The following is a 14195-nucleotide window of genomic DNA, read 5'->3' on the forward strand; positions in this document are numbered from 1 at the left end:
GTTTAAATTTAGCTACAAGACAAAAAAAATGAGTTACATTACTGTAACTCATCAATTGTTTTTGTGGACCAGACAGGGCTTGAACCTGTGACCTCCAGATTATGAGTCTGTTGCTCTAACCAACTGAGCTACAAGTCCGCGATATGTTTGTTTTTATTTACGTTTGCAAAGGTAATAAATAAAAATGAAAAAACACACAGTAGCTGTTTATTTTTTTTCGTTTTAACACTATTTTGGTAATAGAGCCTTATCATTAGAGTGGTTTTATGTACCTTTGCACAAGATATTTCTTATGCTTTTAATAAAGGCAAGGATAATGCACAAATAAAAAAAAGATTTTCTTAGAAGTAAATATTATAGCATAGCTGAAGGATATTATAACTTAGAGTGAATGCCTAAAAAGCAAAAAGATGTATATAAGTTTCGGTTTTTATAAAAAACACTTACCTTATAATATATGGTTAATCCATAATATATTAAAATTATCAATAGAACAAAAGAATACATAGTGAAAATAATATACTTAAATGATGAGGTTAACAATTATCTTCCTCCTTTAGTAGCAACAATAGGCTTCTTTGATGGTGTACATAGAGGGCATCGTTTCTTAATAGAAGAGGTGAAACAAAAAGCTCGCTTCTCAGGCATGCAATCAGCAGTTATAACTTTCGATAATCACCCTCGCCAAGTATTACACCCTCATCAGCACCTATCTCTTCTTTCTTCTTTTACTCAAAAGATTAAACTTATAGAGGCTACAGGGGTGGATATTTGTATAATTCTTCATTTTGACAAAGCTTTATCCTTACTTCACGCAAAAGACTTTATGCAATCTATATTATCAGAGCGGCTACATGTTACAAAACTTATTATAGGTTATGATAATAAGTTTGGTTATGGCTGTAAAGAAAGCTTTGACGATTATCAACGGTATGGGCAAGAATTGGGAATAGAAGTTATAAAAGCAACAGAGCTTAATAGTAATAAAGAGCATATAAGCTCATCTGTAATTAGACGATTAATAACTTTAGGTGAAATAAAAGCAGCTAATAAAGCTCTTGGCTATAATTATGTTATAGAGGGACAAGTAATAGAAGGATACCATAATGGTCATAAGCTGGGTTATCCTACAGCAAACATAGATAGAAAAACTTGCTTTCAGCTTATACCTGCAGAAGGGGTATATGCTGTAAAAGTAAAAACAGACCTTTCTCCATTATGGCTAAATGGTATGTTGTACATAGGCGTTCGTCCCACATATAATGGAAAAACTCTTTGCATAGAAACTAATATTTTCAACTTTAATAATTCTCTTTATGGGCATAACATTAAAGTATCTTTTATTCAGCGTGTTAGAGGAGATAGGAAGTTCGACACCCTTTCTGCTCTCTCTTCGCAGTTAGCTAATGATAAAAAGCAATGTGAGGAAATATTAAAGGAAAGTATATAACATGAAACAATTCTAAAAAACTCTCTCAATAAAAACAAATATATCGAAAAATGGTAAATAAACAATTCTTAAATAGTGTTTTATACAGTATTCTTTTTGTTGCTATATTCGTTTTATTACAAATAGGCTTTAATATTATTTGTGCGAGTATATATGCTGGGTTTTCACACCAAAGTGTAGAAACAGTAATGGCAGGTCTTAGCACAGGCGAAAAAAACATTTTGCTTTGCATAATAAACGCACTTAGTAGCATTTTTACTATAATACTTTTCCTAAAACTCAACTGGGCAATTATTTCTACTAATTATATAAAATCTCGCCCGTGGGCAGTACTTACTTGGGCCATACTCTTAGCTATAGGTTCTATCCTTCCTTTTGAATATATCTATGAGCACATTAATCTTACTATGCCAAAACAAAATGAAGAGTTGTTTAAAAACATCATGAAAGAGCCATGGGGATATGTTTTTATAGGTATCTTAGCACCTGTTACAGAAGAACTTGTCTTTAGAGGAGCCATCTTACGCTTACTTCTCAAGGCTTTTAAAGGTAAACAGCACTGGGTAGGTATTATTATTTCAGCTTTTCTCTTTGGCTTTATTCATTTCAATTTGGCACAAGGCATTCATGCTTTTATCATAGGGTTAATACTTGGCTGGATGTATTATCGCACTTATAGCATTATACCAGGAGTTATTGTACATTGGGTAAATAATACTATAGCTTATATAATGTTTCACATTATGCCTGAAATATCTGATGGAAAACTTATTGATTTTTTCCATGGTAATAACCAGCTAATGTATGGAGGTATATTTTTCTCTCTTTGCATCTTTATTCCTTCTCTTTTTCAATTAGCCTTACACCAGAAAAAAGCATAATAAAAACTTAAAAAGAACAATACAGAACATTTATGAAACCAAACAAAACATACACCGGACTTAGCGACAGAGAGGTTACAGAAAGCAGATTAAAATATGGTGAAAACATCATTACACCACCAAAAAAAGATACGCTATGGAAACGTTTCTTTACAAAGTTAGAAGATCCACTCATTGCAATACTTATTATAGCAGGAGTGTTTTCTACTGGAATTTCCTTGTATGAATATTTTGGAATGCATGGCGAAAAGAGTGTTTTCTTTGAGCCAATGGGCATATTTATAGCTATTTTTCTTGCCACGGGTATGGCTTTCTTTTTTGAGGAAAAAGCAAATAAAGCATTTTCTATATTAAACAAAATAAACGATGATGATCCTGTAGAGGTTATTAGAAATGGTAATACTACTAAAGTAGCTAAAAAAGATATTGTAGTAGGCGACATAGTGTTACTCAATACAGGAGCAGAAATACCTGCCGACGGAGAACTTCTTGAAGCTATTGCGTTAAATGTAGACGAGTCTACTCTCACAGGAGAACCTATATGCCATAAGAGCGTTAATCCTGATGATTTCGATTCTGATGCAACTTTCCCTACTAATCATGTCTTGCGTGGTACAAAAGTAATGGAAGGACATGGCATGTTTAAAGTAGACCGTGTGGGTGATAACACTGAGAATGGTAAAGTTTTCGTTGCAACCCAAATAGATAATAACGTAAAAACTCCACTCACAGAACAACTCAACAAACTATCTAAACTAATTACTATAGGTAGCTATGTTATAGCTTCACTTATCCTTATAGGAAGAATGGTAATGTATTTTGTTTCTTTCGATTTTAGCTGGATATATTTTTTACAATATCTTCTTACATCTATTATGATATGTGTTACACTTATAGTAGTAGCAGTACCTGAAGGATTGCCTATGGCTGTAACATTGAGCTTAGCTTACTCTATGCGCCGTATGCTCAAGAATAATAACCTTGTACGTAAGATGCACGCATGTGAAACAATGGGGGCTACTACTGTAATATGTACAGACAAGACAGGTACGCTAACACAAAACCAAATGCGAGTAAATAAAGTATATAAGTGTAGCAATGATAACATTATTAATAAATGTTTTATAGAGGGAATAGCTGTAAACACTACAGCCGAACTTGACCTAACAGAGCCTAAGCGTCCACAGGCTATAGGTAATCCCACAGAGGGAGCATTGCTTTTATGGCTCAAAGACCAAAAAGAAGATTATCGCCTTTTAAGACAAGAAGCAGAGATAATAGATGAAATACCTTTTTCTACTGAGCGTAAATATATGGCTACACTTGTAAAAACTGCTTGTCTACCTAATAAATATGTGCTTTATGTGAAAGGCGCGACAGATATTATACGCAACAAATGTAAAGAGATAGCAGGCGAAGCAAAATGGGATAACATAGACAAGCAATTGCTTACATGGCAAAACAAAGCTATGCGTACACTTGGTTTTGCATATTATATAATAAACGAGGGAGAGGAAATATTACAACATAATAATCCTATAGAAAAACTTATGGCTTCTTTTAATGGTAATGAGCGTGGCTTAACTTTTATAGGCATTGTTGCTATATCCGATCCTGTACGCCTTGATGTGCCTTTTGCTATTAAAGAGTGCTTAAAAGCAGGAATAGATATAAAAATTGTTACAGGAGACACTCCTGGCACGGCAAAAGAGATAGGGCGAGAAGTGGGATTATGGAATGATGATGTTGATAAAGAAAATCATATAATAACAGGTGCAGAATTTGAACAGCTCACAGATGAAGAGCTGCAAAGCTGCGTACTTGACCTAAAGATAATAGCCCGAGCGCGTCCTATGGACAAAAAACGCTTAGTAGAAGCATTACAAAAATGTAATCAGGTAGTAGCTGTAACTGGTGATGGCACTAATGATGCTCCTGCGTTAAAAGCTGCACATGTAGGTCTTTCAATGGGCGATGGCACAAGTGTAGCCAAGCAAGCATCTGATATTACCATTATAGACAATTCATTTAACTCTATAGGACGTGCAGTCATGTGGGGGCGCTCGCTTTATCAAAACATACAACGGTTTATACTTTTTCAGATGACCGTAAACGTAGCAGCATGCCTAATAGTTTTGATAGGTGCTTTTATGGGGACACAAAGCCCATTAACGGTAACACAAATGCTATGGGTAAACCTCATAATGGACACATTTGCAGCAATGGCTTTGGCTTCTTTACCTCCTTCTAAAAGAGTAATGGAAGATGCCCCACGCAAGCGGTCTGCTTTTATCATATCACCTGCAATGAAAAAAAATATTTTTCTTATGGGAGGTGCATTCTTCTTAGTATTGGTAGCGTTATTATTTGTTTTAGAACACTATACTGTTTTACACGTAACTGATTTGTTCCATCTTAGCCATCACGCTGATAAGGGTATGACTGCTTATGAACTTAGTATATTTTTTACTGTTTTTGTGATGCTTCAGTTTTGGAATATGTTTAATGCTCGTGCTTTCTGTACAGGCCGTAGTGCTTTCCATTTAAAAGGATGTAAAGGATTTTTGTTTATTGCGGCTTTTATCCTTGTAGGACAAATAGCTATTGTACAGTTGGGAGGTGATATGTTTAATGTATCTCCACTCAGTGTTATAGACTGGGCACTTATTATCATTATCACGTCTTTAGTATTATGGTTAGGCGAGGGGATACGGTTTATAACAAAATGGATATATAAATGCATATAAAATGGTGCATTAAAAAATATATATAAAAAAGGAGGATAAAAAAAAACAAGTATATGGAGCTTAACTTAAAACCATTAAATATACCATGTGATAAGGAACGTCCTATAATAATAGCAGGTCCGTGTTCTGCTGAAACAGAGGAACAAGTGATGACTACCGCTAAGAGTTTAGCCGCTAAAGGCTGCCACGTTTTTAGAGCAGGAGTATGGAAACCTCGCACTAAACCCGGTGGCTTTGAGGGAAAGGGAAAGGCTGCTTTACCTTGGATAAAGAAGGTAAAAGACTTTACAGGTATGCTTGTAGCTACAGAAGTGGCTACCCCTGAACACGTATCGTTAGCTTTAGCCTCTAATATTGACATCTTATGGATAGGTGCTCGAACATCTGCAAATCCTTTTGCTATGCAGGCTTTGGCAGATAGCTTGCAAGGAGTAGATATTCCTGTACTTGTAAAAAACCCTATCAACCCTGATTTAGAGCTATGGATAGGAGCTTTACAACGTCTTAACCAAGCAGGTGTTAAGCGTTTAGCAGCTATACACCGTGGCTTTTCTATTTATGATAATAAGGTATATCGCAACCCCCCTATGTGGCAAATTCCTATAGAATTACGGCGCCGTATACCACAACTTCCTATTATATGCGACCCAAGCCATATAGGAGGACGTCGCGAATTAATAGCACCACTTTGCCAACAAGCTATGGACTTAGGCTTTGATGGCTTAATAATAGAGAGCCATTGCAACCCTGATTGCGCCTGGAGTGATGCTGCGCAGCAGATTACTCCTGATATATTAGATTACATTCTGTCTTTATTAATAGTAAGAAATGAGTCTATTTCTACAGAAGGTATTAGGCAGTTACGCTCACAGATAGACGACATAGATAACAGCTTAATGGACTTGCTAGCTAAGCGATTTCGTATTTGCAGGGAAATAGGAGTTTATAAAAAGGAACATAATATGACTGTTTTACAATCGAATAGGTATAAGGAGATTTTAGAAAAACGAGGAGTTCAGGCTGGTCTTTGTGGAATGAATATAGATTTCGTAGCACAAGTGTTTGAACTTATACACGAAGAAAGCCTACGTCAGCAGTTATCTATTATTAACAATAAAATGTAAAAACATTCACTAAGAAGTATTTTAGATAACACACCTATTTCTTGCAACAATAAGAATATTAGTCTTGTGAATATGAAAATATTTTTGCTTACATTCTTTTTCATGTTTTTACCTTTTAGCCTTTTTGCTCAAACAAAAATAGTTGTAGTGGAGCTTAATGCCGAAAATATGTTTGATGTACGACATGATAGCCTGAAAAACGACACAGAATTTTTACCTAATGGTATGAGACATTGGACAAAGGCAAAGTATTGGGAAAAAATAAATAAGATAGGTAAAGAAATACTTTCTTGTGGTAAGGATAGTGTAGGGTGGTCTGTGCCAGATATTGTGGGATTATGTGAGGTGGAAAATGATACCGTGTTATTTGATCTCACTAAACGTTCTTTATTGCGAAAAGCACGTTACGAATATATAATGACTAATTCCCCCGATGAACGCGGAATAGATGTAGCTTTACTTTACTCTCCTTTTTCATTTAAAGTATTAAAAGCCGATACTATTAAAGTGAAGCCACTAAAAGGAATGAAGCCAACACGTGATATTTTACATGTGGAAGGAGAGATAGTGAGTGGAGATACTCTTCATGTTTTTTTATTACATGCACCAAGCAAATCGGGCGGAGAATTGCAATCTCGTCCTTTTAGATTGCATGTAGCCGATGTGTTGTGTCATTCGATAGACTCTATTAGAAAAATAAATAATAACTCTAAAATACTAATAATGGGCGATTTTAACGACTATGCCTCTTCACCTGCTTTGCGCCGCATCTGCAAACATAATATAATAGATATATCTGAAAAAGCACAAGGCACACATGGAGCTATGGGTACTTATCGTTTCCAAGGAGAGTGGGGGAGCTTAGACCACTTCTTAATATCACTTAATTTGCTCTCAAATATAAAATCGTGTTCTATTAACGATGCCCCATTTTTGTTAGAAGAAGATATGAAATATGGTGGTGTGAAACCACGTCGCAACTATAATGGGTTGCGATATAATAGCGGCTTTAGCGATCATCTTCCTTTGGTGCTAAGACTTACTTTTTAAAACGTTAATCTTCGCGTTACTATAATAACAAAATAGATCTATATATATTAAATGGAGTCAGCTGGCTCTTGAGTGTTGTTGTCGCCTTCGTTTATAAGATCGTTAATAGTAGACCCTATAACATCTTTTAGCGATTTGGTAAGCGGTATAATGCCGTCTTCTATTAACCCTTTTATGCCTTGTTTTAGCTTACTTCCTTTTTGGATATTATTACCTGCTTGAAGCCTTCTATTAATTTCTTGTTCTATATCTTGTTTATCTAAAGTAAAGACATGATTAAGGATACCTAAAGATACTATCTTTTCCTGTCCTGCAAAATTTATTTTTCCAATAGAGAACACTCCATAATTATTTACCTTCAGTAAGCTGTCTATAGACGATTTGACCACTTGATCTATAGAAGAAAGAAACATCGTTGTAAAAGTTTGATCAATACCTGTAAGGTCAGAATCATCATTTAGTTTTTGTTTTGCATCATCTAAAGTTTGTGTTATCACATCTGTTAAAGCCTTTTTGTGATCATCTTTAGAAGGACATGTAAAACATAATATTAGCAAAATAACAACTAAAGAAATAAAGCCTATAAGGCAGCCATGCGACTTTTTCTTTTTTACAGACTGAAAGTTAGGCTCATGTTCTTGGGTGGTAGCGTTATTATATATTGGTTTTGCCTTTACATAAGAAAAGTCTTCTTCCGCCTTAGTATTATCAGCCTGGATATTTTTAGAGGTAAGCTCATCGGGTATGTTGTTTGTCTTTAGATTAGCCTCATGTTCAAGTATAGGGCGCAACTCTTCTACTTGCCATGCCGGCACCCATTTAGTATCGTTTACAGACATAACAAGAGTAGCTGCATCAAGATTACGCTCTTTAAGCTCTTTAATGGTATAAGGACCTATCTTTTCGTTTTTTAGACTTATAAAAAATTCCATCTTTTCTTTATTTTTATTGCAAATTTATTGTTTTTTTTTGATGTAAATGGTATATTAAGTCCATTTTTCCATTCATTTATCAATAAAATATTTTTTTTCAAAAAACATTATTTACTTTTCTTTTTATATAAATAAAGATGATAATAAAAAAAAATGTCTTTGTCTTATTTTTTAGTTTAATACACTCTTTATAAAAACAGCTACTAAAGCCAATATTGAACACAGCTTTTTTTTATGCTAATAATAATAGTTTAGATGATAATAAGATAAGTACATAAAATAAAAATAACCTATTTTTGCTTTATTTTTAATCTATTTTTGGTACAAAAATAGATTATTTTTGTTTTTCATACATGCTTAATTACTGGTAAAAGCATCTGCCTTTATATAGTTAGACATAAGCCTTTCACTATAAAAATAAATCTCACAAGAGGTTTTAGTTTCTTTTTTTTAGTGTGATAGTCAATAGTAGTTTTTTTTATATAAAAGCCTATTATATAGTTACTTTAATTAATCCGCCAGAATAAAATATATAAAAAAGGCTATAAAGTGTTTGATATTTTCTTTTGTTTTTATTATCTTTGCGATATATTTTCGAAATAAATAAGTATACTTTTAAAACAATGTTTGAAAATCTAAGTGATCGTTTAGAGCGCTCGTTTAAAATCCTTAAAGGTGAAGGTAAGATAACAGAAATTAATGTTGCAGAAACACTAAAAGATGTGCGCAGAGCACTGCTTGATGCTGATGTTAACTACAAAGTAGCTAAATCGTTTACTGATAGGGTTAAGGCAAAGGCTCTCGGAATGAATGTTCTTACAGCTGTTAAGCCTGGTCAGCTTATGGTGAAGTTAGTACACGATGAGTTAGCTCTTTTAATGGGTGGCGAAGCAGTAGGAATGAGTTTGGAAAACCGTCCTGCCATAATCTTAATGAGTGGTTTGCAAGGTTCTGGTAAAACTACTTTTGCGGGCAAGTTAGCTAAAATGCTTAAGACAAAAAATCATAAGCAGCCTTTGCTTGTTGCATGCGATGTTTATCGTCCTGCAGCTATAGATCAATTGAAAGTTGTAGGAGAGCAAGTAGATGTACCTGTATATAGCGAAGCTGGCAATAAGAATGTAAACGAAATAGCTACTCATGCAATAGCAGAAGCAAAGAGTAAGGGAAATGATGTTATAATTATCGACACAGCAGGCCGCTTAGCTGTTGATGAGGATATGATGAACGAGATAGAAAGCTTGAAAAATCATATCACCCCTGATGAGACCTTATTTGTGGTAGATTCTATGACTGGTCAGGACGCAGTAAACACAGCAAAGGAATTTAACTCCAGATTAGATTTTGACGGTGTTGTTCTTACCAAGCTTGATGGTGATACTCGCGGTGGTGCTGCTCTTTCTATCCGTACTGTAGTAACAAAGCCTATCAAGTTTATTGGTACAGGCGAAAAGATGGACGCCATTGATGTGTTCCATCCTGAACGTATGGCTGACCGTATCTTAGGTATGGGAGACGTTGTTTCTCTTGTTGAACGTGCCCAAGAGCAGTTTGATGAAGAAGAGGCTAAACGTTTACAAAAGAAGATACAAAAAAACAAGTTCGACTTTAACGACTTCTACAATCAGATACAGCAGATTAAGAAAATGGGTAATTTAAAGGATTTAGCTTCTATGATACCTGGTGTAGGTAAAGCCATTAGAGACGTTGACATAGACGACAACGCTTTTAAAGGAATAGAAGCTATCATACAAAGTATGACTCCTAAAGAGCGTACTAACCCGGAAATACTTAATAACATACGTAGGCGTCGTATAGCAAAAGGCTCTGGCACTGACATTCAGGAAGTTAATCGCTTGCTAAAGCAGTTTGACCAAACTCGTAAAATGATGAAGATGGTTACTGGTTCTAAAATGGCAGGTATGATGAGCAGAATGAAAAGTTTAAAGAATATGTCAAATATGCCAGATTTGCCAAATTTGAATAAATTATAAATCTAAAAAATATAACTATGGAATATCAATTGATCGATGGTAAAGCTACCGCTTATGCTATAAAGCAAAAAATAGCAGCAGAAGTAAAAGAAATATTATCTAAAGGTGGCAAGCAGCCTCATTTAGCAGCAGTTCTTGTAGGACATGATGGAGGCAGCGAAACTTATGTAAAAAACAAGGTTATTGCTTGCGAGCAATGTGGCTTTAAATCTACCTTAATTCGTTTCGAAGAAAATGTAACAGAGGAAGAGTTGCTTGCTTGCGTTGATCAATTGAATAATGACAATGATATAGATGGATTCATTGTTCAGTTGCCTTTGCCAAAGCACATTGATGAACAAAAAATCATAATGGCTATTGACTATAGAAAAGATGTTGATGGTTTTCACCCTATCAATGTTGGTAGAATGGTAATAGGGCTTCCATGTTTTATTTCAGCAACGCCACTGGGAATACTCACATTACTAAATTATTATAATATTTCTACTTCAGGTAAGAAGTGTGTAATATTGGGTAGAAGTAATATAGTGGGTAAACCTATGGCACAACTAATGATGCAAAAACATTTAGGAGATGCTACTGTTACGGTATGCCATTCTCATTCAAAAACATTAAAAGAGGAATGTCGTGCAGCAGATATTATTATAGCAGCTATAGGTGTACCTAATTTTGTTACAAAAGATATGGTAAAAAAAGGTGCCATAGTAATTGATGTAGGTACAACGCGAGTTCCTGATTCTACAGCTAAAAAAGGATTTAAATTAACAGGGGACGTTAAGTTTGATGAGGTTGCACCTCTTTGCTCTTACATTACTCCAGTACCTGGAGGTGTTGGTCCTATGACTATATGTTCCCTTATGAAAAATACCTTATCTGCTGGGAAGAAAGAATATTATAAATAAAAACGCAAGCGAAATTATGACAGCAGAAGAATATTATCGATTAGGTAATGATTACCGAAGGCGTGGTGATTGGCAAAACGCTATGAATTGCTATTTGGAAGCAATAGAGCTTGATGCTAATTCTCCTGCGGTAGAAGCTAAGCAGATGTTAGATGATATGTTTAATTTCTATAATAAAGACGCTTATAATCCTTAAATTTCAAAAACAATGAGCAAGATTAAAGGTGCTATCGTTATAGATACTGACCGTTGTAAAGGGTGTCAGCTATGTCTTGTGGCTTGTCCAAAAGATGTTATAGCGATAGTCAAGAAGAAAGTAAACACACATGGTTATGCTTATATGGTTTCTGAGAGGCCAGAAGACTGCATAGGCTGCACATCATGTGCAGTGGTGTGTCCAGATGGTTGTATTACAGTTTATAGGAAAAAAGTAGAGGAATAAATTATGGCAGAACAAGAAATAAAACTAATGAAGGGTAATGAGGCTATAGCACATGCTGCCATAAGATGTGGTACTGATGCTTATTTTGGTTATCCTATTACTCCACAAAGCGAGATAATCGAAACTCTTGCCGTTTTAAAACCTTGGGAAACAACAGGAATGGTGGTTCTACAAGCAGAAAGCGAAGTAGCTTCTATTAATATGGTATATGGCGGAGCAGGTGCGGGCAAACGAGTGTTAACATCTTCGTCCTCTCCTGGTATCGCATTAATGCAAGAAGGTATTAGCTATTTAGCAGGTGCCGAGCTACCTGGAGTTTTTGTAAATGTTCAGCGTGGTGGTCCTGGATTAGGTACTATCCAGCCTAGTCAAAGTGACTATTTCCAAGCTACTCGTGGTGGTGGTAATGGCGATTATTATGTTATAGTCTTAGCTCCTAATTCAGTACAAGAAATGGCAGACTTTGTCGATTTAGCTTTTGAGTTAGCCTTTAAATATCGCAATCCTGCAATGATTTTATCTGATGGTGTGATTGGGCAAATGATGGAAAAAGTTATTTTACCTCCTATGAAGCCTCGCCGAACAGAAGAAGAAATTATAAAAGAATGCCCATGGGCCACTTATGGGAGGAAAGGTGGTCGTACTCCTAATATTATTACGTCTTTGGAACTAAAACCAGAGGTAATGGAAGTAAGGAATATTCATCTTCAGAAGAAGTATGAAGAAATCCAAGAAAAAGAATGTCGTTATGAGACTATTAACTGTGAAGATGCAGAATATCTGATAGTAAGTTTTGGTAGTGCTGCACGTATTGGTGAGAAAGCTATAAGTTTAGCTCGTAAGCAGGGTATTAAGGTAGGTCTGTTCCGTCCTATAACATTATGGCCTTTCCCTTCTAAGCAGTTAGCAAAGGTTGCTAAGAATATGAAAGGAGTGCTTACAAGCGAGATTAATGCAGGACAAATGGTAGAAGATGTGCGTCTTGCTATAAATGGTGCTATCCCTGTGGAACATTTTGGACGTTTAGGTGGTATAGTTCCTGATCCTGAAGAAGTTATAGCTGCGCTCAAAGAAAAATTAATAAAAAAATAGGAGAGCTTTATGTCAGATAATATTATTGCACCAGAAAATTTGGTATATAAAAAGCCAAAGTTGTTAAACAACGAAACTATGCATTACTGTCCTGGTTGCTCACATGGTGTTGTGCATAAGTTAGTATCAGAAGTAATAGAAGAGATGGGCATGGAAGATAAGGCTATAGGAGTATCACCTGTAGGCTGTGCAGTGTTTGCTTATCGATACATAGATATAGACTGGCAAGAGGCTCCTCACGGTCGTGCTCCTGCATTAGCAACAGGTATTAAGCGTGTATGGCCAGACAGGCTGGTATTTACCTATCAAGGCGATGGAGACTTAGCTTGTATAGGTACAGCTGAAACAATTCACGCTTTAAATAGGGGAGAAAACATTAGTATTATTTTCATTAATAATGCTATTTATGGTATGACAGGAGGTCAAATGGCTCCTACCACTTTAATCGGACAAAAGACAGCCACTTGTCCTTATGGTCGCGATCCTAAAATTCATGGATATCCACTAAATATTACCCAAATAGCAAGTGGGCTTGAAGGTACTTGTTTCGTTTCACGTCAAAGTGTAGAAACGATGTCTGCTATCATTAAAGCAAAGAAAGCTATTAGAAAAGCTTTTACCTCAAGCATGTTAGGAAAAGGTAGTTCTCTTGTAGAGATAGTTTCTACATGTAATAGTGGTTGGAAACTTTCTCCTATTAAAGCTAATGAATGGATGCGTGATAATATGTATCCTAAATATGTAAAAGGAGATCTCAAAGATACAACAGGACTTTAATATAGATTTTTTTTAAGTAGTGCTTTCCTTAATAAAGTATAGCTTAATATAGAGCCAGCACTATTAATAAATAAAGACATAGAAATGAAGAAAGAAATCATTATAAGTGGATTTGGAGGTCAAGGAGTTTTATCAATGGGGAAAATTCTTGCTTATTCAGGATTAATGGAAGATAAAGAAGTTACATGGATGCCTGCCTATGGTCCTGAACAGCGTGGAGGTACTGCCAATGTTACGGTTATAGTGAGCGACCAACGTATATCTTCTCCTATCCTAAGTAAATATGATGTAGCTATAGTTCTTAATCAGCCTTCTTTAGATAAATTTGAAGAAAAGGTTAAGCCTGGAGGCATTCTTATTTATGAAGGTAATGGTATTATTAACCCTCCAACTCGCACAGATATAGAAATATATCGTATAGATGCTGTAGAGAAGGCTGCAGAATTAAAAAACTCTAAAGTTTTTAATATGATAGTACTTGGTGGCTTATTAGGAGTTTGCCCAGTAGTGAGCAACAATGGTTTAGAGAAAGCTTTATATAAGACTCTTCCCGAACGCCATCATGGTCTTATTCCTTTAAATATGCAAGCTGTAGATGAAGGAAAGAAAATAATACGTAAACAATAACCTATTTATAAATTATTGCTGTTTGGTAGATAAAAGGTGGAAAACAATCTCTTTTATAAAGAGAAAAAAACTTTACCATACAGCAATAATTTTCTGTTATTATATATTTGTTTTTGTAAGTTCTTTTTTTTATATATTATTTGTTAATTAGCTCAAAAAGGGTAGGACATATATATT

At 35.2% G+C, this 14195-nt stretch carries 13 protein-coding genes and 1 tRNA gene; 12 read left to right on the top strand and 2 right to left on the bottom strand.

The features are described from left to right. Positions 1-64: 64 nt before the first annotated feature. A tRNA-Ile gene (locus HMPREF9018_RS07035) sits at positions 65-138 on the bottom strand. 370 nt (positions 139-508) lie between these two features. Here HMPREF9018_RS07035 and HMPREF9018_RS07040 point away from each other — a divergent pair. The 5 genes from HMPREF9018_RS07040 (at position 509) to HMPREF9018_RS07060 (ending at position 7252) form a co-directional block, all read left to right on the top strand. Then, the gene (locus tag HMPREF9018_RS07040; protein ID WP_008449904.1) at positions 509-1450 is read left to right on the top strand and encodes a bifunctional riboflavin kinase/FAD synthetase; all 942 of its coding nucleotides are present in this window, start codon (positions 509-511) and stop codon (positions 1448-1450) included. Positions 1451-1500: 50 nt separating this feature from the next. Continuing rightward, positions 1501-2331, top strand: a complete 831-nt coding sequence (locus HMPREF9018_RS07045) for a CPBP family intramembrane glutamic endopeptidase (protein WP_008449894.1) — start codon at positions 1501-1503, stop codon at positions 2329-2331. Positions 2332-2363: 32 nt separating this feature from the next. Beyond that, the gene (locus HMPREF9018_RS07050) at positions 2364-5078 is read left to right on the top strand and encodes a calcium-translocating P-type ATPase, PMCA-type (protein WP_008449965.1); all 2715 of its coding nucleotides are present in this window, start codon (positions 2364-2366) and stop codon (positions 5076-5078) included. 53 nt (positions 5079-5131) lie between these two features. After that, a complete protein-coding gene (locus HMPREF9018_RS07055; RefSeq protein ID WP_008449945.1) occupies positions 5132-6202 on the top strand; it encodes a bifunctional 3-deoxy-7-phosphoheptulonate synthase/chorismate mutase type II in 1071 nt (356 codons plus the stop codon). A 72-nt stretch (positions 6203-6274) separates the two neighbouring features. Next, on the top strand, positions 6275-7252 hold the full coding sequence (locus HMPREF9018_RS07060; protein WP_036855700.1) for an endonuclease/exonuclease/phosphatase family protein: 978 nt from the start codon (positions 6275-6277) through the stop codon (positions 7250-7252). A gap of 47 nt (positions 7253-7299) precedes the next feature. On the opposite strand, the gene HMPREF9018_RS07065 is transcribed toward HMPREF9018_RS07060, so the two are convergent. Then, positions 7300-8184 carry a GYF domain-containing protein gene (locus HMPREF9018_RS07065; protein WP_008449954.1) on the bottom strand — a complete coding sequence of 295 codons (885 nt, stop codon included), beginning with the start codon at positions 8182-8184 and terminating at the stop codon, positions 7300-7302. Positions 8185-8807: 623 nt separating this feature from the next. Here HMPREF9018_RS07065 and ffh point away from each other — a divergent pair. The 7 genes from ffh to HMPREF9018_RS07100 all read left to right on the top strand — a co-directional run bounded on the left by ffh (position 8808) and on the right by HMPREF9018_RS07100 (position 14018). Next, positions 8808-10178: a signal recognition particle protein gene (gene ffh, locus HMPREF9018_RS07070; RefSeq protein ID WP_008449905.1), complete on the top strand. Its 1371-nt coding sequence runs from the start codon at positions 8808-8810 to the stop codon at positions 10176-10178. 17 nt (positions 10179-10195) lie between these two features. Further along, on the top strand, positions 10196-11080 hold the full coding sequence (gene folD / locus HMPREF9018_RS07075) for a bifunctional methylenetetrahydrofolate dehydrogenase/methenyltetrahydrofolate cyclohydrolase FolD (RefSeq protein WP_008449920.1): 885 nt from the start codon (positions 10196-10198) through the stop codon (positions 11078-11080). Positions 11081-11096: 16 nt separating this feature from the next. Then, positions 11097-11276, top strand: coding sequence for a tetratricopeptide repeat protein (locus HMPREF9018_RS07080; protein ID WP_008449925.1), 180 nt, complete (start codon positions 11097-11099; stop codon positions 11274-11276). A gap of 12 nt (positions 11277-11288) precedes the next feature. Next, positions 11289-11522, top strand: coding sequence for a 4Fe-4S dicluster domain-containing protein (locus tag HMPREF9018_RS07085; protein ID WP_008449875.1), 234 nt, complete (start codon positions 11289-11291; stop codon positions 11520-11522). Positions 11523-11525: 3 nt separating this feature from the next. Further along, complete coding sequence (locus HMPREF9018_RS07090) at positions 11526-12614, top strand: 3-methyl-2-oxobutanoate dehydrogenase subunit VorB (RefSeq protein ID WP_008449899.1); 1089 nt, start codon at positions 11526-11528, stop codon at positions 12612-12614. A 9-nt stretch (positions 12615-12623) separates the two neighbouring features. Continuing rightward, positions 12624-13391: a thiamine pyrophosphate-dependent enzyme gene (locus HMPREF9018_RS07095; protein WP_008449961.1), complete on the top strand. Its 768-nt coding sequence runs from the start codon at positions 12624-12626 to the stop codon at positions 13389-13391. A gap of 84 nt (positions 13392-13475) precedes the next feature. Next, on the top strand, positions 13476-14018 hold the full coding sequence (locus HMPREF9018_RS07100; RefSeq protein ID WP_008449901.1) for a 2-oxoacid:acceptor oxidoreductase family protein: 543 nt from the start codon (positions 13476-13478) through the stop codon (positions 14016-14018). Positions 14019-14195: the final 177 nt, after the last annotated feature.

The sequence above is a fragment of the Prevotella amnii CRIS 21A-A genome (assembly GCF_000177355.1).
GTDB classification, from domain to species: Bacteria; Bacteroidota; Bacteroidia; order Bacteroidales; family Bacteroidaceae; genus Prevotella; species Prevotella amnii.

Coding starts and splice junctions, on each gene's coding strand:
- HMPREF9018_RS07045 (WP_008449894.1), top strand. CDS start 1,501: ATGGTAAATAAACAATTCTTAAATAGTGTTTTATACAGTATTCTTTTT.
- HMPREF9018_RS07050 (WP_008449965.1), top strand. CDS start 2,364: ATGAAACCAAACAAAACATACACCGGACTTAGCGACAGAGAGGTTACA.
- HMPREF9018_RS07055 (WP_008449945.1), top strand. CDS start 5,132: ATGGAGCTTAACTTAAAACCATTAAATATACCATGTGATAAGGAACGT.
- HMPREF9018_RS07060 (WP_036855700.1), top strand. CDS start 6,275: ATGAAAATATTTTTGCTTACATTCTTTTTCATGTTTTTACCTTTTAGC.
- HMPREF9018_RS07065 (WP_008449954.1), bottom strand. CDS start 8,184: ATGGAATTTTTTATAAGTCTAAAAAACGAAAAGATAGGTCCTTATACC.
- ffh (WP_008449905.1), top strand. CDS start 8,808: ATGTTTGAAAATCTAAGTGATCGTTTAGAGCGCTCGTTTAAAATCCTT.
- folD (WP_008449920.1), top strand. CDS start 10,196: ATGGAATATCAATTGATCGATGGTAAAGCTACCGCTTATGCTATAAAG.
- HMPREF9018_RS07080 (WP_008449925.1), top strand. CDS start 11,097: ATGACAGCAGAAGAATATTATCGATTAGGTAATGATTACCGAAGGCGT.
- HMPREF9018_RS07085 (WP_008449875.1), top strand. CDS start 11,289: ATGAGCAAGATTAAAGGTGCTATCGTTATAGATACTGACCGTTGTAAA.
- HMPREF9018_RS07090 (WP_008449899.1), top strand. CDS start 11,526: ATGGCAGAACAAGAAATAAAACTAATGAAGGGTAATGAGGCTATAGCA.
- HMPREF9018_RS07095 (WP_008449961.1), top strand. CDS start 12,624: ATGTCAGATAATATTATTGCACCAGAAAATTTGGTATATAAAAAGCCA.
- HMPREF9018_RS07100 (WP_008449901.1), top strand. CDS start 13,476: ATGAAGAAAGAAATCATTATAAGTGGATTTGGAGGTCAAGGAGTTTTA.